Source organism: Lacrimispora sp. (genome assembly GCF_032078915.1).
Lineage (GTDB): Bacteria > Bacillota > Clostridia > Lachnospirales > Lachnospiraceae > Lacrimispora.
In genome coordinates, this window is record NZ_DAMAUN010000044.1 from 1 (window position 1) to 19,632 (window position 19,632).

Consider the following 19,632-nt stretch of genomic DNA (forward strand, 5'->3'; position numbering starts at 1 on the left):
GTCTCTGGAGCCGGTTGCTCCCGCTTTAAGTGAAGACTTGGAGTAGAAGTTAAATTTGTAAACGATCCAAAGGTAACAGGTCCTGAGACCAGAAAGACCGCTGAAGAATTAAAGGATGGAGAAGTTCTGCTGCTTCAGAACACCCGTTACAGAGTGGAAGAGACGAAGTACGGCAAGGATGAGAGCGCAGATGAGTATGCAAAAGAGCTGGCTTCCCTTTGCGACGGCATCTTCGTAAACGATGCATTCGGTACCGCTCACAGAGCTCACTGCTCCAATGTAGGCGTAACCAAATACACAACAACCAATGTAGTTGGTTATCTGATGGAAAAGGAAATCAAATTCCTGGGCCAGGCAGTTGAGAATCCAGTACGTCCTTTCGTGGCAATCCTGGGTGGAGCAAAGGTTTCCGATAAGATCAACGTAATCAATAACCTACTGGATAAGGTTGATACTTTGATCATCGGCGGCGGCATGGCTTATACCTTTGCTAAGGCTCAGGGCAAGGAGATCGGAAATTCCTTATGTGAGGAAGATAAGCTTGACTATGCCTTAGAGATGATTAAAAAGGCAGAGGCTAAGGGCGTAAAGCTGCTGCTTCCTGTAGATAACTTAGAAGGCAAGGAGTTTTCTAATGATACAGAAAGAAAGGTAGTAAGCGAGATTGATCCAGGCTGGTCAGGATTTGATATCGGACCAAAATCCATTGAACTTTTCAAGGATGCTTTAAAGGGCGCCAAGACTGTTGTTTGGAACGGACCGATGGGCGTATTTGAATTCTCTAATTTTGCAGAAGGTACTTTAGAGGTATGCCGTGCAGTTGCAGAGCTTTCCGATGCTACTACGGTAATCGGAGGCGGTGACTCTGTAAATGCGGTTAAGAGACTTGGTTTTGCTGACAAGATGACCCATATCTCTACAGGCGGAGGCGCTTCTCTGGAATTCTTAGAAGGCAAGGAACTGCCAGGCGTTGCTGCAGCAGATAATAAATAAGAAATTCGACTTACGATACCGGCCCGGACAAAGAATGACTGTCCGGGCCTTGCAAACAGGAGATCCCGGTCTTCTGAATGACAAACATAAAGGAAGGTTGATACTATGTCCAGAAAGAAAATTATTGCAGGTAACTGGAAGATGAATATGACCCCAACCGAAGCGGTTGAACTGGTGAATACATTAAAGCCTCTGGTGGCAAATGATGAGGTAGACGTTATTTTCTGTGTTCCGGCTATTGACATAATACCGGCAATTGAAGCAGCAAAGGGAACCAATATCCACATCGGTGCTGAAAATATGTACTATGAGGATAAAGGAGCCTACACCGGAGAGATTTCTCCTGCCATGTTAAAAGACGCAGGCGTGAAATACGTGGTGATCGGCCATTCCGAAAGAAGGGAATACTTTGCGGAATCAGATGAAACCGTAAACAAAAAGGTTTTAAAAGCCTTTGAATACGGCATCACTCCCATTGTTTGCTGCGGAGAAACACTGACCCAGAGAGAACAGGGAATCACTCTTGACTGGATCCGTCAGCAGATCAAGATCGCTTTCTTAAATATACCGGCAGAGAATGCGGCCAATGCGGTTATCGCTTATGAGCCGATCTGGGCAATCGGTACCGGAAAAGTTGCAACAACCGAGCAGGCGCAGGAAGTTTGCGGCGCGATCCGCGAATGCATCGCTGAAATCTATGACGAAGCAACAGCAGAAGCTATCCGCATCCAGTATGGCGGTTCCGTATCTGCGGCAAGTGCGCCGGAATTATTTGCACAGCCTGATATTGACGGCGGCCTGGTTGGCGGCGCTTCCTTAAAACCGGAGTTTGGAAAGATCGTAAATTACAACAAATAAGTGGGTAAAAGCTGCTGCCCCTTCCTTAAATGGTGGGGATGGCAGCTTTTTCCTCATCGTAAAAGCGGGTACCGGAGTCTGGTTATTATTTCATCATTCACCGGTTGCAAGAAATGGGCAAATCATGTAAAATATATACTGTGAGACAATGATTTCTTTAAGATTTCCCACACTTATGAGGCATAACGATATAGATATAAGATGCTTCTATTATAATAGAACGATAGAGAAAAAGGAGAACTAGTTATGAGCAGAAAACCGATTGTATTAATGATACTTGATGGTTATGGATTAAATGATAACTGCGACCATAACGCTGTTTGTGAAGGCAAGACCCCGATCATGGATCAGCTTATGAGCCAGTACCCATTTGTTAAAGGAAATGCCAGCGGACTGGCAGTAGGCCTTCCTGACGGACAGATGGGAAACTCGGAAGTAGGACATTTAAATATGGGCGCAGGCCGTATTGTATATCAGGAGCTTACCAGGATTACAAAGTCCATAGAAGACGGCGACTTTTTTGAGGTGGCAGAATTTTTACAGGCAGTGGAAAACTGTAAGAAATCCGGAACAGCCCTTCATATGTGGGGCCTGGTATCCGACGGCGGAGTTCACAGCCACAACACCCATATTTACGGCCTTTTAGAACTGGCAAAGAGAAACGGACTTGACAAGGTCTATGTTCATTGCTTCCTGGATGGACGTGACACGCCTCCGGCTTCCGGAAAGAGCTTTGTGGAAGCGCTGGAAGCAAAGATGAAGGAGATCGGTACAGGAAAAGTGGCATCGGTCATGGGACGTTACTATGCAATGGACAGGGATAACCGCTGGGACCGCGTGGAACGGGCATACAATGCCCTGACAAAGGGAGAAGGAAACCATGGGGATTCGGCAGCTGCCGGAATCCAGGCTTCCTATGACAAAGGGGTTAACGATGAGTTTGTGGAGCCTTTTGTTGTGACAGAGGCTGGAAAACCGTTAGCTACGGTGAACGACGGTGATTCCGTGATCTTCTTTAACTTCCGTCCTGACCGGGCAAGAGAAATAACGAGAGCATTCTGTGATGATGAGTTTAAGGGATTTCCAAGAGAAAAACGCTTAAACCTGACCTATGTATGCTTTACGGATTACGATGAAACCATTAAAAACAAGCTGGTTGCTTTCAAGAAAGAAGCCATTTCAAATACCTTTGGCGAATTTTTGGCTCAGAACAACATGACTCAGGCCAGAATTGCTGAAACTGAAAAGTATGCGCATGTAACCTTTTTCTTTAACGGAGGAGTGGAAGCGCCGAATAAGGGAGAGGACAGGATCCTGGTTCCTTCTCCAAAGGTTGCCACCTATGACCTGCAGCCGGAGATGAGCGCTCCTATTGTATGCGATAAGCTGGTAGAGGCGATCAAGTCCGGAAAATATGACTGTGTAATCATAAACTTTGCGAACCCTGATATGGTTGGTCATACGGGAATCGAAGACGCAGCCATTAAGGCGATTGAAACTGTGGACACTTGTGTAGGAAGAACCGTTGAGGCGATCAAGGAAACCAATGGAATTCTGTTCATCTGCGCTGATCATGGAAATGCAGAACAGCTTTTGGATTATGAGACAGGAGAACCATTTACTGCCCATACCACCAATCCGGTTCCGTTTATCCTGGTAAATGCTGACCCGGCTTATAAGTTAAGAGAAGGCGGCTGCCTGGCAGATATCGCGCCTACTCTGATTGAACTGATGGAATTAAAACAGCCAAAAGAGATGACAGGAAAATCATTACTCGTGAAATGAGTTTAATTATGCCAAAAATGAGGGCTTTCCAGTGATTGTGCTGGGCAGCCCTCATTTTTGTATACGAATAACCTTTTCTATCCGATGGCAGCAGGTTTGGTTTATGTAAACTGAAAATTAAATTTGTCCATATTTTTTTTATGCTTCCATTTCTAATGAAAATAAGATAGAATAGAGAAAGATATCTTAGGAAGGGTTTCAGATGAGTATTCGAATCAGATTTTCTTTGGAGCCAAAGAAAAAAATATTTTCAGGAATGGTCTGGAATGGCCAGTCAGCGGAAGGTATGGCAAAAGAGCTGGCAAAGGAAATGGGGTACCGCTGTTTTCGGATCGAAGGATTTTTGATTGTACAGCTATGCCAGGAAGGCTATGTCTGGCTTAAGTGGAGCAAAAGCAAGCTTCAGGGAGAGAGCCAGACGAACATTGCCGGCCCTGGCTTTCATGCGGCAGCCATCGATTTTCTGGAGCGGCTGGCAAAAAAAGAAAAGCTTAAGCTCAGGCTCGAGGACAGGACCGGATATTATGTAAAGAGGGACTTTCTTGCCATGAGACAGAAGTACTTTTACCAGTGGTTTTCTGATCTTATGAAGCTGGTATCCGGATGGAGCGGGGATGGGGAATACATGTTTTGCTGGCCTGCGGTCTATTATATACCGGATCGTCAGGAGGGGAAACTGGTCACCCATATTCGGTCATTTTCTTTTAAAGAGATAAAAGGGATGATGCATTCTGGTATAGGCGTTGCATTTGCCAGGGATTTTTTTGTATGGAATGAATTGGAAATGGATGCTTATTATTACAGAAACAGCGCCATGGTCCTTCTTCACCAGTTCTGTTATTTTATGCCGTCGGCCCGCAGCAGGCAGGATGAGCAGGTAAATCAGCAAATTATCGAGTTCCTTGAAACGACGCTTTCCATGGACCGCAGGCTTCCCTTCCCCAAGAAGGAGTATTTGGAGGTATGCAGCCTTGACGGCCACATTCCTGTGGATTTAGAAGGCGTGACAGCTTTGCCGGAGGAGGTTTCCATCGGATGCAGAAAGCACCTGGTTTACAGAAAGATCGGCAATATGAGCTTTGGGATTCCGGGAAATTTTCTTTATGATGAGTCAAATAGCGGCAGCATGGACCATTACTATGATGGAAAAGGGTATGGTGGTCATGATTATTACATCTATGCAGCAGTTTTTGAAGGGCGTAAGGCCGAGTTTAAGAAGCAATGGTTTGAGCAGGGGAAAGGGCCGGAAATCGTGGATTTTGACATAGAAAAGGCCAAAGCACGGGTTGCTTTTTATGAACCGGAGGAGAAGGAAGGGGAGATCCTTTATGGGATGTCCGCACAGGTACTTTACAAAGAGCAGCGTATGAACATTAATATTATAAGCCGAAAGCCGGGGGAAAGGGATTGGGCTTTGGGACTTATTAAAAATATTAAGATTACAGAGTAGAGGATTATATGAAACAAAATGAGATGAAAACGGGCACATTGTTAAAACGCTTTGTGCCCTACTATAAAAAATATACCAAAGTTATGGTCATGGATTTATTCTGTGCATCCCTTACCACCATCTGTGAGATGGTATTGCCTTTGATCTTACGTTATATTACCAATCAGGGATTAAGAGACGTAACGTCCCTTTCAATCCGTACGATCATCGCAATCGGTGTCCTTTATTTTGGTCTCAGAATAATAGACGGAATGGCCAGCTTCTACATGGCTTACACGGGCCATGTCATGGGAGCGGCGATTGAGACCGATATGAGACAGGATGCCTTTGCACATTTGCAGAAGCTGTCGGATAATTATTTTAACAATACAAAGGTTGGGCAGATCATGTCCCGGATCACCAGCGACTTATTTGACGTGACGGAGTTTGCCCACCACTGTCCGGAGGAATTTTTCATTGCCTTCTTAAAGACGGTGGTATCCTTTATTATACTTGCGGGGATCAATCTCCCCCTGACGCTTATCATTTTCCTGCTGATTCCGGTTATGGCGGTATCCTGTACCTACTTTAACTTACAGGTGAGAAAGGCGTTTAAACATCAAAGAAACCACATCGGGGAGCTGAACGCCAGGATCGAGGACAGCCTTCTTGGAAACCGGGTAGTCCGGGCGTTTGCCAACGAAAAAATTGAGATCGAAAAATTCAACCGGGATAATCTGGAATTCTTGGAGATTAAACGGAAAACTTATAAATACATGGCTGCTTTCCAGAATACCATCCGGATGTTTGACGGCCTGATGTATGTGGTAGTCATCGTTGCAGGCGGCATATTCATGATTAAGGGACTGATCGAGCCCGGAGATCTGGTGGCTTACACCTTATATGTGACTACGCTTCTGGCAACAATCCGCAGGATCATCGAATTTGCGGAACAGTTCCAGAGAGGAATAACCGGAGTCGAACGTTTTATGGAGTTAATGGATGCCAGTGTAGACATCTTTGATGAAGAAGGTGCAAAGCCTCTTCATGATGTAAAAGGAAATATCACCTTTCATCAGGTATCCTTTGAATACCCGGATGACCATAATCCGGTGCTGAGCAGCATAAACCTTGATATCAAAAAGGGAGAAAAGGTGGCTCTTGTCGGTCCATCCGGAGGCGGTAAGACAACGATGTGCAACTTGATCCCCCGTTTCTATGATCCGACGGAGGGCGAGATCCTCATTGACGGCCAGGATATCAGGAATGTGACCTTAGAGAGCTTAAGAAGCACCGTAGGCGTGGTGCAGCAGGATGTGTATCTTTTTTCGGGAACGGTTTTTGAAAATATTGAATACGGCCACCCCGGAGCTTCCGAGGAGGAAGTGATCCAGGCTGCAAAGCTGGCCGGAGCTCACGAATTCATAACAGGACTTAAAGATGGCTACAGTACTTATGTGGGAGAGCGGGGTGTAAAGCTTTCAGGAGGACAAAAGCAGCGCATCAGCATTGCCAGAGTATTTCTTAAAAATCCTCAGGTGCTGATTCTTGATGAAGCCACCTCTGCTCTTGATAACGAGAGCGAGCATCTGGTTTCCCAGTCCCTGGAACGTCTGGCAGTAGGCCGCACCACACTGACCATTGCCCACCGCCTTACCACGATCCAGAATGCGGACCGGATACTGGTGCTTTCCGACAGCAATATTGTGGAAGAGGGAAATCATGAGGAGCTGCTTTTAAAGCGGGGAATGTATTATCAGCTTTATACGTCTGCGGGTGAAGAAGGACAGGAAGCCCTGACAAGGTAGTCAAATACCGTGCAGCAGGCTATGGGGGATTTGATCCTCTCAGCATTCCAGCGCCTGGCTCATTGCTTACGGAAGTCAAAAAGTCCTCAGCAGGCTGTGAACTTTTTGACTCTCACAGCATTCGCCAGATGCATCAATGCAAGCATTCCAGCGCCTGGCTCATTGCTTACGGAAATGAAGGAGAACAGAAATGAAAGTAGCGATAGTAACAGACAGCAACAGCGGAATCACCCAAAGACAGGGAGAGGAAGCTGGGATTTACGTAGTACCCATGCCATTTATGATGGCAGGGGAAACGTTTTATGAAGATATCAGCCTGACACAGAAGGATTTCTATGAAAAGCTGGAGGGTGGGGTGGACATTTCCACCTCTCAGCCATCTCCGGCCGATCTACTGGATCTGTGGAACAGACTGTTAGAAGAATATGAGGAAGTTGTACACATTCCCATGTCAAGCGGATTGAGCAGTGCCTGTCAGACTGCCCTCATGCTGGCTGATGATTACGAGGGAAAGGTGTTTGTCGTCAATAACCAGAGGATCTCTGTCACTCAAAGGCAGTCGGTTATGGAAGCTAAAAGAATGGCAGACGATGGAATGACTGCAGCTGCCATTAAGAAAAAGCTGGAAGAGACGAAAATGGAATCTACCATTTACATCACCCTGGATACGCTGGAATATTTAAAAAAGGGTGGAAGGATCACTCCGGCAGCGGCTCTTTTGGGGACATTTTTAAGGATTAAACCGGTTCTTACCATTCAGGGAGAGAAGCTGGACGCCTTTGCCAAGGCAAGAACCATGAAGCAGGCCAAAACCATGATGATTACGGCCGCGAAAAAGGATATGGAGGAGCGGTTTGGAGATCCGGAAGGAATCCGTACCGGTATTGCCATTGCCCATACCAATAATGAAGCGGCTGCCATGGAATTTAAGAAGGAGCTGGAGGAGATTTTTCCAAAGACGGGAGAAATCTACGTGGACAATCTTTCTTTAAGCGTATCCTGCCACATTGGGCCTGGAGCACTGGCTATTGCATGTTCGAAAAGGCTGGATGTATGACAGAAATAAGGTTGGAGGTGCAGGGACATGTTCCAGGTAAAGCTTTTTAATCAGAAACATGCCATAAGCCTGCGGGTTACCTTAATCATTGCCCTTCTGGTGGTTGGAATCATACCGGTATTTATCCAGAATTCAGTTATGCTGGGTACTTACCGGCAGAACCTCATTGAGTCCAGAATGCAGGACATCCAAAACCAGTGTTGGATTTTAAGCAACAAGATGACAAGGATCGGGTACCTGACCATGGAGCCAAGGGACCCTCTTTTGGATAATGAAATGTCCGTAAAGGCAGATATGTTCAATGGGCGGATCGTGGTGGTAAACCGGAATTTCAGAATCATCAGCGATACCTTTTCCCTTTCTGTGGGAAAGCTCAATATATCTGAGGAGGTCCTCCGCTGCTTTGACGGAGAGAACAGCAGCAAATATAATACTGATAAACATTATTCGGCACTGACGATTCCCATTTATTCCAACAGCCAGGAAAAGGAAATTGCCGGGGTTATGATTGTGACAGCATCCACAGAGGATTTGCTGAACCGGATCTCTGTGGTATCGGAAAAGGGAGCATTTCTTCAGCTTATGATCTTTTCCGTCCTGGCCATCATTGTGGTGCTACTTGCAAATCTCCTGATGAAGCCCTTCCGGGAACTGCAGCGGACGTTAAACAGAGCGGCAGAAGGGGATATGGACGAGAATATCAGCCCCTATGCTTATAAGGAAACCATACAGATTACGGAAACCATTAACTTAACGTTAAAGAAGCTGAAGGCAGTAGACCAGTCCAGGGAAGAATTCGTGTCGAATGTTTCCCATGAATTAAAGACCCCGATCACGTCCATCCGGGTGCTGGCCGATTCCCTGATGGGAATGGAAGATGTTCCGACGGATCTATACCGGGAATTTTTGAGTGATATATCCGATGAAATCGAGCGGGAAAACAAGATCATTGATGACCTGCTTTCTTTGGTCCGCATGGACAAGACTGCTGGGGGAAATTTAAACATTGCCCAGGTGAATATTAACGGACTGATGGAGCTGATCTTAAAAAGGTTGCGCCCTATAGCCGGGAAACGCAATGTGGAGCTTACCTTTGAAAGCATCCGGGAGGTCACTGCCGATGTGGATGAGATGAAGCTGTCCCTTGCATTAAGCAATCTGGTGGAGAATGCCATCAAATACAATGTGGAAGGCGGCTGGGTACGGGTGACCCTTGACGCGGATCATAAGTTTTTTTACGTAAAGGTGGCTGATTCCGGAATCGGGATCTCGGAAGAGTTCCAGGAGCATGTGTTTGAGCGGTTCTACCGGGTGGATAAGGCCAGATCCAGAGAAACAGGAGGCACGGGCCTTGGTCTTTCCATTACAAAAAAAATCGTTCTGATGCACCAGGGAGCCTTGAAGCTTCAGAGCAAAGAGGGCGAGGGCGCCACATTTACCGTACGGATCCCACTCACGTATATTTCTTAGAAACAGGAGGCTATTAGATGAAACTGAAACTGCTTAGGAGGGGGCTCCTTTTCCTGGTGTGCTTTCTATGTCTGACCGGCTGTGGAAAAAGAGAAGGAAAGGGAGCGGAAACCATTGGAGATGCGTATAAGATCTATTATTTAAACTCTGCCATGACAAAGTTAGAGCCTCAGGATTATCACATGACACAGAAACCGGAAGGGGACTTGGAAGATGTGACGGACTGGAGGATCAGGAACCTGATGGAACAGCTTCGCACTGTGCCAAAGGACTTAGACCGGCAGGCAGCGGTTCCGGATAAGGTAGGCTTTGAACGCTATAAGCTGGAGGACACAGTCCTTTATCTGTATTTTGATAACAATTATGCCATGATGAATGGAACCAGGGAGATTCTATGCAGGGCTTCCCTGGTAAGAACACTGACTCAGGTAAAAGGAGTGGATTATGTTGCCGTGTATACTGCGGAACAGCCCTTAATGGACAGCTCCGGAAGTCCGGTAGGGCCTATGGCCAATACTGATTTTATTGATAACATCAGCAACGTCAACTCCTATGAGAAGACAGAACTGCCCTTGTATTTCTCTGATGATACCGGTGAGAAGCTGGTGAAAGAAACAAGAGAAGTGGTGCATAACGTAAACACTTCCTTAGAAAAGCTGGTCATTGAACAGCTGATCGCCGGTCCGGGAAGGCCGGGGATGAATCCGACTCTGCCGAAGGATACAAAGCTTCTTAATGTGTCGGTCAATGAAAATATCTGTTATATTAATTTTGATTCCGCATTTCTGAATAACAACCTGGAGGTAAAGGAATATATCCCGATTTATTCTATCGTGAATTCCCTGGCTGCGGCCTCTTCCATCAATAAGGTGCAGATTACGGTAAACGGTTCTCAGGAAGTCATGTTTCGGGATTCCATTTCCTTAAACCAGCTTTTTGAGCGCAATCTGGATTACAATGCGGAAAATGAAGAAGTATCTGGTGATATAGGAGGAACAGAACAATAAAACGCCCATTATGTCTGATCGCAGGGGGATTTGTACTTGGAGAGACTGCCGCTTTGCTGGTTTTGACATCCTGGCTTTTAATTCCGGCTTTTTTAGCTGCCGGAATTGTTCTTTATGGTTATTGGAGAGGCAGAAACCGGCTTTGGGTTCTTTTGCCTCTTCTTTTTTTATACCTGGGTGCGGCCTGGGCAGGATACGATTGCAAAAGGTGGGAGGAAAGGGAAAGAACCATTGAGGAGCTATCCGGTGATTATGCGGAAGCAGAGGGAAGGGTTTCTTCTTTTGAAGAAAAGAATGGATCTCTTCAGATTGTTTTAAAGAAAACTAAGGTATGGAAGCAGGAGAGCTGCTATTTTGTCCCAAATCTGATGGTGTCTGTGAAGCTTTTAGGAGAGCCGGGTACAGACACGTCGTTATATCCCCCAAGAACTGGCGATAATAAAGATATAAGTCTGCGCCTGGGACAGCTTATCAAAGTAAAGGGAGAGGTACAGCCGTTTCAGTCACCAAGGAATCCGGGGGAGTTTGACAGCAAGGGATATTATGAGGGGCTGGGGATTGACGGAAGGTTTCTTGGGAAGGAGCTGGAGATTCTGGATCCAGGAGAAGATCCTCTCTTAGATGGGATACGCCAGGTCAGGGAATGGGGACGCGCCCTCCTTTATAAGTATACCGCCAAAGAAGATGCCGGCATATTAACAGCAGCCGTTTTAGGGGATACGGGCGGGCTTCCGGAAGATATTAAAACTCTATATCAGAAGAACGGAATCTCCCATCTTCTTGCAATCAGCGGTATGCACATGTCCTTCCTGGGCCTTTCTTTTTACCGGATTTTGAGGAAAACCGGTCTGAGCCTGGGAAGCGCAGGTTTTGCAGGAACTGTCCTGGTTGTTTTGTACGGGATTTTAACAGGCAGCGGCCCTTCGGTGATGAGGGCAGTGATTATGATGTCTGTCGCATTTCTGGCCTCCTATCTTGGAAGGACCTATGACCTTTTATCCTCCGCTTCCCTGGCGCTGCTGCTTCTGGGACTTAAGTCACCTCTTCTCCTTACGAATGGTGGTGTTCAGCTGTCCTTTGGGGCTGTTTATGCCATCGGAGGGGCAAGCCCCATCCTTGAAAAATGGCTTGGAAGGAAGAGATTCCTGTCAAGTGCTATTTCCACAGGAGTGTCAGTACAAATGGTCACCATGCCAATTACCCTATATCATTTTTATCAGATTCCATTCTATGGACTGTTTTTAAATCTTTTGCTTATTCCATTAATGGATTGGGTGGTTTGTTCCGGAATCGGTGTTATCTTTCTTGGAAGCTTCAGTCCCCTTCTTGGGATCGGCGCGGCAGGAACAGGACATTATATTCTTGCCTTTTATGAATGGATCTGTGGGAGCATGGAAGAACTTCCTGGGTACAGCCTGACCTTTGGCAGACCGGAGGCCGGACGGCTGGCGGCTTACGGACTTATTCTGTTTGCAGGGCTTTACTGTTTGAAAGTCTGGGAGGAGTATGAGGCTAAAAGAGCCGGTGAGAAAAAGGAAGAGAAAAAGGAAGAGAAAAAGAAAAGGAGTTTCTATGGATTAAAAGTTCTTTTCCTGGCAGGGATGTATTGCTTTGGCATTCTGTTTTTTAAGCCAGGTCCTGTGAAAGGTCTGGAAGCAGTGTTTCTTGATGTGGGACAAGGGGATGGCATCCTGCTGCGGGCAGGAAGGTCTGCGGTTTTAGTGGATGGAGGAAGCTCTTCTAAAAAATCTCTGGGCAAATATTCCCTGGAGCCTTGTTTAAAAAGTATGGGAGTACCTGTGATTCATTATGCATTTATCAGTCATGGGGATCAGGATCATTTAAGCGGAGTCGCCTATCTTTTGGAAAACAGTGAAGATATAAGAATTGAAAATCTCATGCTTCCCTATCATGGAAGAGAGAATGAGGCAATAAAGAAGCTGGAAGAACTTGCAAAACGGCGGGGGACCAAAGTGATGTACGTGGCAGGAGGGGATGGGGTCCGGGTCGAGGACCTTTGCATTACCTGCCTGTATCCAGGAAAAGAAGACAGGCCGGAAACCACCAATGAGGAGTCAGAAGTATTAAAAATGGACTATGGAAGCTGCCGCATGCTGTTTACCGGAGATATGGAAGAAAGAGGAGAAGAAAAGCTTCTTGAAAGGCCTGGGGAAAGGCAGATGCTGGCAGATGTGAATGTGTTAAAGGTGGCTCATCATGGTTCGAAATATTCTTCCGGGGAGGCGTTCCTCGACGCAATAAAGCCCCGGTGGGCTGTGGTGTCTTATGGGGCGGGTAATTCTTATGGACACCCTCATCCGGAGGTTTTGGACCGCTTAAAAGAGAGAGGAACTGAAGTTTTCAAAACAGGAGAAGGAGGGGCCATAATGATGTGGACCGATGGGGAGAAGATCCGGTTTGAAAGTTTCGTTGACGGAGAGTAGTTCTCCCGTTATAATTAGAGAGGATAAAAAAGTCATGCCAAAGAGGGAGGAAACCATGCAGACGCTGACTCAGGATATAAAAAATCGCAGCTTCAAGCCGGTCTATCTTCTATATGGAGAAGAAGCCTTTTTGAGGAACAGCTATAAAAATCAAATGAAGGCAGCCATTACGGCAGGCGATACCATGAACTTTAATCAGTTTGAGGGAAAAGGGATCGATGTGCGGGAAGTCATCAGCCTTGCAGATACCATGCCTTTTTTCGCAGATAAACGTCTGATCCTGGTAGAGAACAGCGGTTTTTTTAAATCGGCTTCCGATGAAATAGTATCTTATCTTTCCCAGATGCCGGATACCACCTGCCTGATCTTTGTGGAATCAGAGGTAGATAAGCGAAGCAAACTGTTTAAAAAGGTGAAGGAATTGGGGTATACGGTTGAAATGGAACGTCAGGATACGGCCCAGCTTGCAAGATGGGCGGGGACTATGCTTTCCAGGGAAGGAAAGAAGATCACGGGACGTACCATGGAACTGTTTCTTCACATGGCCGGAGATGATATGGAAAATATCCGTATGGAACTGGAGAAGCTTATAAGCTATACTCTGGGTAGAGAGGTTATTACGGATGAGGATGTGGAAACCATCTGCACAGTCCGGACAACCAATAAAATTTTTGAGATGGTGGCGGCGATCGTGAACAGGGAAACAAAAAAGGCCATGGATCTTTATGAGGACCTGCTCACCTTAAAGGAACCTCCCATGAGGATCCTGTTTCTGATTGCCAGACAGTTTAATCAGATTCTGCAGGCAAAGGAGCTGATGGGGAAGGGAATGGATAAGGGCGGCATTGCTTCAAAGCTTAAGATCCCTCCTTTTGCAGCAGGAAAGATCATGCCTCAGGCAAGGACGTTTTCCAAAGGTCAGATTCTGTCTTATGTAAACTTGTGTGTGGAAACGGAAGAAGCAGTTAAGACCGGGAGGTTAAATGACCGAATGGCGGTGGAGTTGCTGCTGACACAAAGATATTAGGGTTTAACGATTTAACGGGTAAAACTTGGTTACTTTATTTGGAAAGGAGGTCAGGATGGAAGAATTGTTGAAAAAAAAGCAGATAAGGGTATTTTTATCAAGGCTGCTGCTTGCTATGCTGGTCATTATATTTTATAAAATAGTTATGAATGTTTCGGATGTGATGATTTGGCTTAAATCATCGACTAAGGTACTTATTCCCTTCTTTTATGGATTTGTCATAGCATATCTGCTGAATATCCCATGTTCTGCGCTGGAACGACGCTTAAGCAGGATTAAATCCAGTCCGTTTCAAAAGAGGTCCAGAGGGATCAGTGTCTTTATTATTTATGCTTTATTTATCTCTGTTGTTGTTCTGGTTATAAACAAGGGAATCCCCCTGCTTCAGAGAAGCATATTGGATTTTATAACAAATTTCAATACTTATTATAATAACGCCATAACGGCTATTGAACAATTGCCGTTGGAAAAGTTTGGCTTATTGGATAAGCTTGGAGAGATTTTGCCGCCTCAGACTGCCTGGAAAAATGTGTTGGAGGGAATTGGACTGAAAGAGGTAATGGGCTCACTAAATGCTGTCTTGGGAGTTACTTCTCATATATTTAGCGGATTTATTACAATTGTATCTTCCGTGTACTTCCTTCTGGAAACTCATAATGTTAAATTTCAGATGAAGCGGCTCATGGATTTGTTTCTTCACGAGAACATCAGAAATGCAGCTTTAAGGTATGGAACCATTATCAATGACAGTTTTAAAAAGTTTATTGTCTGCCAGCTTTTAGATTCCCTGATTTTATGTACGATTACCACCATCGAATTTACCATACTTGGTTCCAGGTATTCGCTGGCGCTTGGGGTTATGCTGGGTATCTGTAATATTGTACCTTACTTTGGCTCGATTTTTGGCTCCATTGGTGTTGTGATTATCATAGCGTGTACAAGCGGGATCAATACAGGGGCGATTGCTGGCCTGGTTTTACTTGTTACTCAGCAGATTGATGGAAATGTGATACAGCCAAAGCTTATGGGAACCTCATTTTCCTTAAGCCCGGCTTTGATTGTTATAGGAATCACTGTGGGTGGTGCAATTGCCGGGATATGGGGAATGGTCCTGGCAGTACCCGTCGTTCATATATTAAAGATTATTGCCGGAGATGTCATTGCAGCCAGGGAGAAAAAGGTCCGGGAAGCTTACGCAGACCTGGTCCCGGTCAATACAGACCCTTTCCCGGATGATGGCTCTGCCGGTCGTAAGGAATAGATTTGCCTGAGAGGGCAGGTTCTTAGAAACCTGATTTTCTGCTTGAGGCGTAAGAAAGGAGTGCTGCTTCCATAGATGATTGTTCATCCATGGAAGCAGCACTCTTTTCTTTATGGACCGGGTTTTACGGAATCCCCTTTTATCGCAGCTGCTTTCAGCAGCTGGTGTCTTTTTCTTCATCGTTATCACAACAGAGATCCTGATGGGCTGAAATGGTACTCAGTGTGTCTCCAAGCTGTGAAAATATGGCACTTATCAAAGCGATTTCATCAGCAGACCGGCCCTCGGCGATACGGCAGGCCATGGTAGATATAAGAATTACAAGTTCGCAGGGTTGCATAAACATATCACCTCTGGATAGTATATGTGGCAGAGGGGCGGCGGCAAGACAGAAAATATCTTACACTATCTTATAGATGTTAAAAGGTTCGAAAAGTATCAGATAATTGTCTTTTTGCAGTCCTTTTCCGTATATAGCCTGATAGCAGTGAATGGCATCCTGCAAAAACTCTTCCGTTACATCCAGATGTTCCGCAATTTCATACCCATTCCGGCATCCGGCTTCTTTTGCCGCTACCAGCTTATCTAGGGTTATCATTTTATTGTAGGCCCAAAGCCTTGCGGAACGTTCCTGCTTCTGGTTGGACACATCGGACTGGTCCAGAATGTCGCCGGTGGTGGTATGGTAGTGTCCTAGTTCTTCCGCCAGAACGCAGGCTTTCTGGCAGTCTGTCATATCCTGGCGGATCAGTATCTGGGTGCCTTTAATCCTGCCGTCATTGGCTATCAGCGGCCGTTCCTTTATGATGATTCCGTGGGAATCCGCTTCTTCTAATAAAGATTCATAGTTCAAATAAATCACCTCAATGAGTTATCTTTTATTCATCAAAAAAGGCATCATCGTGCTTCTTCATTTCTTCTGTCACCTCGATGTCGGTCCGTTCATGGGCGGCTACCGGCTCCAGGTAGGCTCTGTTGTCAGTATTAAAAATCTTAACCGGGCTTTGGTTTTTTACATATTCGGGGATATGAACCATCTCCCTGACACGTTTTAGGGCTTCTTTCTGCCCTTTTTCATTTAAACGGTGAAAGTTCTCAATCATTTCTCCGGCATATTCCCCGAAACGTCCGCTGATATAGTCAAAAGCGGATGTAGTATCACTTTCCCAGCCCATGAGATAGGCCGGGGTTGTCCTCAAAGCATTGGCTATTGCTATAATCTTTGACTGGGGAAGCCCTCTTCCGTCTACCTCGATTTTATTAATGGAAGAACGGGATTTATAGCCGGCTTTCAGTGCCAGTTCTTCCTGTGAGATTCCAAGCTCTTCCCGTCTCCTTTTAATAATCTGTCCTATTTCCAAAGGATCACCTCCATATCGGTATTATATCACGGTGTAGAAAAATATTCAACAAAATTGCAAAATGTTGTTGACAAATATAGGACATGGGATTATGATGACGAATGTAGACAATGTGACTACAAAAGAGAAGAAAGGAGGGCAGATGTGGTTTGGAAGAATGATGAAATTAAAAAGTCTGGACTGAAAAAGAGGAGGGAGGTGGCAGAATTTGGTTTGCTAAGCTATGGATTTTTGGAAAGATAGGCAATGGCTATCGGTTTGAGGCAGGAAATTAAGAAGCTGTGTAGGTTGTTTGAGATGAAGAAGAATTATTTTTTTGTCAATAATGTAGATGAAATGACTACAATTTTTATCCTCATCACTTTGTACTAACACTATGCTGCAATTTAACAAAATCAATATAAAAAGGAGAGATCCATATGTTATTAAAAAGCGGAGATAAGGGTATTCAGGTAAAATACCTTCAGCAAGCATTAAAAATTATGTGCTGCAATCCAGGTTCTATTGATTCAAATTATGGACCAGGAACACAGGCGGCAGTAGAAAAGTTTCAGCAAGAATGGGGGCTGGGGACTGATGGAATCGTCGGTGATAAAACGTGGAATTGTCTTATTGATGAAATTAAGCCGATTCAGCAGGCATTAAAGGAAAAGGGCTTTTATAAAGAAGCAATTACCGGTATTGCTAAAGAAACTACCTATGATGCTGTCATTGCTTTCCAGAAAAGCCGTGGATTGACGGCTGATGGTATGGTGGGAAATTCTACCCGTGCAAGGTTATTTAATGATGAAAATGGTGGAGATGAATTGATGCTTCCACTTAGAACTGGAGATAGGGGAGATTATGTCTTATATCTGCAGCATGGACTGCGCATTATGTGCTGCAGCCCGGGCAGTATTGATGGTGTGTACGGATCTGGTACTGCCGCAGCAGTATCAAATTTTCAGATTAGATATGGAATAACTCAATCTGGTACATGTGATACTACAACATGGAATAAATTAAAGCAGTTAATTAATGAAATACAGAAGCGTCTTCATAACAGAGGCTATAGCGTTCCTTTCGTTGATGGTATTGCAACATCTGCTTTGGCAGAAGCCGTGAAGCAGTTTCAGGAAGCGAATTATTTAACTGCTGATGGTCAGGTCGGTCCTTCTACATATGATATTCTTATGAGTGATATTCCTGATGGAGCGACGGATGCCTTGCCTCTGAAACTAAAATCACGCGGACCAAGAGTTCTTTATTTCCAGTATGCCCTACGAATTAATTGCATTAATCCGAATGGTACAGATGGTGTTTTTGGAACTGGAACTGAAGCAGGCGTAAAGCGTTATCAAACGAAAGTTAATATTGCTTCGGATGGAATTGTTGGTACGGCTACTTGGGAACAGATGCGTAAAGATATTACACCAATTCAGACAGCATTGGGTAACAAGGGGTATGATGTTGGAGTTGTTGACGGTATAGCAACTGATAAGGTTTATAATGCAGTACTTAAATATCAAAGTGACAATGGTTTAACTGCCGATGGTATGGTCGGAACAGCAACAAAGGCTATGCTTCTGGGTGGGACTTCTGGCAGTGGTACAATATCCTCAACATTAAAGACTGGCTCTAACGGTTCGCTGACTTTATACCTGCAGAGATTACTCAATGAATTAGGTTTTCTAGTGACATTGAATGGAATCTTTGATGACCAGACTCGTGATGCTGCAATTGCGTTCCAGAAGGTAAATGGTTTGGCGGCAGATGGTGTCGTAGGCGGGGGTACCTGGAAAAAGCTCTTTGAGATGTATCATGTGAACGTTTCTGGAAAAGGTGTCGAAAAGCTGATTAATGTAGCTAAGCATGAGTTGAAGTGGGAATTTAAGGAAGATAATGCTAACAATATCAATCCTTATGGCCAGTGGTACGGAATGAATGGAAGTGCCTGGTGTGCAATGTTCGTTTCATATTGTGCTTATCAGGCGGGTGTTATTGGTGATTTGGTCCCAAATTACGCATGGTGTCCGTCAGGAATCACATGGTACAAAGAAAGAAGCAGATATTATAAGCGTAACAGTGGGTATATTCCAAAACGTGGAGATGTTATTTTCTTCTACAATAATGAGCTTGGGAGAGTTGCCCATACTGGCATCGTAATTGACGGTGATGAGAAATATGTTACAACGATTGAAGGCAATACAAGCTTGGACCGAGTACAGGAATGCACGTATAACCGCAACCATTCAACAATAGACGGTTATGGCAGTAATGGAGGGAAAGCAATAGAAGCTCCGAAGCCACCTACAGCTAAAGAAATCGAAAATGTACAGCTGGATTATTACAGGGAATTTTTAGAGGTGTGTAATGCCGTGCTTCCGTCTGAAATGATTAAGTTAGACCAGGCAGTTGAAATTCCTGTGCCCCCGGATGGAAAGATTATTGTTGAGGCAAGTGCAGAATCCACTTTATTTGACAATACAGCGAATAACCCTGCCTCTGCTGTATGTGATGTAACGAATGGTGTTGCTATGTCAGGTGAAATTGCTCTTACAGATTATTTTACTGCTTCCGTAGAGGGACTGGAAAACGCTCAGAGCTTCATGGACATTGTGTTTGATCTTAATGCCTCAATAGATATAGGTGTATCCGCTTTTGATGCTGGTTTAAAATCAGATGCTGGAGGGAATTGGATTTATGTGGCTTATGCAATCAAAAAAGAGGTGCAGGTTGCCGTAGGGTTTCCACCGGTTGAGTTTACATTTAAATACACATTTTGTCAAAAAGTAAAGGGGGGAGGTAACTCTGTTTTAGAACCGGTATTTGCATTCGTGAAAGAACATGAGAAGGAAATCGCTACGGCAGTTGTAGTTTGTCTGGTTATTGCTGCAGTTATTGGGCTATTCTTCTATTTAGGACCAGAAGGAGGGCTTGTTGCCTTAGGAAAGACTATTGGTGCAATAGTGGTTAATGTCTCGGCATCTTTACCATAATTCGGATACCATCACGCCCATAACAGACATAAAAGTTAACATTCAATTTGTATAAAAAAATAATAGGAGGCTGCCGGATAATTAGCATTTTTGCCCCGCTCACTCCTATGGTGAAACAACCCCACGATAATCAGGTTTAGCTCTGAAAAGTCGT

Annotated in this window: 14 protein-coding genes and 1 pseudogene; 12 read left to right on the forward strand and 3 right to left on the reverse strand. The window is 44.9% G+C overall.

Annotated features, from left to right (window positions below; all coding sequences use genetic code 11):
• The 11 genes and pseudogenes from RT269_RS16960 to RT269_RS17010 all read left to right on the forward strand — a co-directional run.
• A pseudogene (locus tag RT269_RS16960) lies at nucleotides 1-993 on the forward strand (phosphoglycerate kinase); the annotation flags it as partial.
• Nucleotides 994-1,098: 105 nt separating this feature from the next.
• Nucleotides 1,099-1,851, forward strand: a complete 753-nt coding sequence (gene tpiA, locus RT269_RS16965; protein ID WP_313184318.1) for a triose-phosphate isomerase — start codon at nucleotides 1,099-1,101, stop codon at nucleotides 1,849-1,851.
• 246 nt (nucleotides 1,852-2,097) lie between these two features.
• On the forward strand, nucleotides 2,098-3,636 hold the full coding sequence (gene gpmI, locus RT269_RS16970) for a 2,3-bisphosphoglycerate-independent phosphoglycerate mutase (protein ID WP_313184319.1): 1,539 nt from the start codon (nucleotides 2,098-2,100) through the stop codon (nucleotides 3,634-3,636).
• A 202-nt stretch (nucleotides 3,637-3,838) separates the two neighbouring features.
• On the forward strand, nucleotides 3,839-5,086 hold the full coding sequence (locus tag RT269_RS16975) for a hypothetical protein (protein ID WP_313184321.1): 1,248 nt from the start codon (nucleotides 3,839-3,841) through the stop codon (nucleotides 5,084-5,086).
• 8 nt (nucleotides 5,087-5,094) lie between these two features.
• Nucleotides 5,095-6,873: an ABC transporter ATP-binding protein gene (locus RT269_RS16980; protein ID WP_313184323.1), complete on the forward strand. Its 1,779-nt coding sequence runs from the start codon at nucleotides 5,095-5,097 to the stop codon at nucleotides 6,871-6,873.
• Between the two features lie 190 nt (nucleotides 6,874-7,063).
• Nucleotides 7,064-7,930 carry a DegV family protein gene (locus RT269_RS16985; protein ID WP_313184325.1) on the forward strand — a complete coding sequence of 289 codons (867 nt, stop codon included), beginning with the start codon at nucleotides 7,064-7,066 and terminating at the stop codon, nucleotides 7,928-7,930.
• A gap of 27 nt (nucleotides 7,931-7,957) precedes the next feature.
• Entirely contained in the window at nucleotides 7,958-9,400 is a 1,443-nt protein-coding gene (locus RT269_RS16990; protein ID WP_313184326.1) for a sensor histidine kinase, read from the forward strand.
• Nucleotides 9,401-9,417: 17 nt separating this feature from the next.
• The gene (locus tag RT269_RS16995) at nucleotides 9,418-10,407 is read left to right on the forward strand and encodes a GerMN domain-containing protein (protein WP_313184327.1); all 990 of its coding nucleotides are present in this window, start codon (nucleotides 9,418-9,420) and stop codon (nucleotides 10,405-10,407) included.
• Nucleotides 10,408-10,460: 53 nt separating this feature from the next.
• Nucleotides 10,461-12,851, forward strand: a complete 2,391-nt coding sequence (locus RT269_RS17000; RefSeq protein ID WP_313184329.1) for a DNA internalization-related competence protein ComEC/Rec2 — start codon at nucleotides 10,461-10,463, stop codon at nucleotides 12,849-12,851.
• A 55-nt stretch (nucleotides 12,852-12,906) separates the two neighbouring features.
• A complete protein-coding gene (gene holA / locus RT269_RS17005) occupies nucleotides 12,907-13,878 on the forward strand; it encodes a DNA polymerase III subunit delta (protein ID WP_313184369.1) in 972 nt (323 codons plus the stop codon).
• 55 nt (nucleotides 13,879-13,933) lie between these two features.
• Complete coding sequence (locus RT269_RS17010; protein WP_313184331.1) at nucleotides 13,934-15,139, forward strand: AI-2E family transporter; 1,206 nt, start codon at nucleotides 13,934-13,936, stop codon at nucleotides 15,137-15,139.
• A gap of 154 nt (nucleotides 15,140-15,293) precedes the next feature.
• Here RT269_RS17010 and RT269_RS17015 read toward each other — a convergent pair whose 3' ends face one another.
• Genes RT269_RS17015 through RT269_RS17025 form a run of 3 tightly spaced genes read right to left on the reverse strand, consistent with a single transcriptional unit; the run spans nucleotide 15,294 to nucleotide 16,500 of the window.
• On the reverse strand, nucleotides 15,294-15,479 hold the full coding sequence (locus RT269_RS17015) for a DUF6774 domain-containing protein (protein WP_313184333.1): 186 nt from the start codon (nucleotides 15,477-15,479) through the stop codon (nucleotides 15,294-15,296).
• Between the two features lie 60 nt (nucleotides 15,480-15,539).
• On the reverse strand, nucleotides 15,540-16,001 hold the full coding sequence (locus tag RT269_RS17020) for an ImmA/IrrE family metallo-endopeptidase (RefSeq protein WP_313184334.1): 462 nt from the start codon (nucleotides 15,999-16,001) through the stop codon (nucleotides 15,540-15,542).
• A gap of 16 nt (nucleotides 16,002-16,017) precedes the next feature.
• The gene (locus RT269_RS17025; RefSeq protein ID WP_313184336.1) at nucleotides 16,018-16,500 is read right to left on the reverse strand and encodes a helix-turn-helix domain-containing protein; all 483 of its coding nucleotides are present in this window, start codon (nucleotides 16,498-16,500) and stop codon (nucleotides 16,018-16,020) included.
• A gap of 419 nt (nucleotides 16,501-16,919) precedes the next feature.
• On the opposite strand from RT269_RS17025, the gene RT269_RS17030 reads away from it, so the two are divergent.
• On the forward strand, nucleotides 16,920-19,478 hold the full coding sequence (locus tag RT269_RS17030; RefSeq protein WP_313184337.1) for a peptidoglycan-binding protein: 2,559 nt from the start codon (nucleotides 16,920-16,922) through the stop codon (nucleotides 19,476-19,478).
• Nucleotides 19,479-19,632 lie beyond the last annotated feature (154 nt).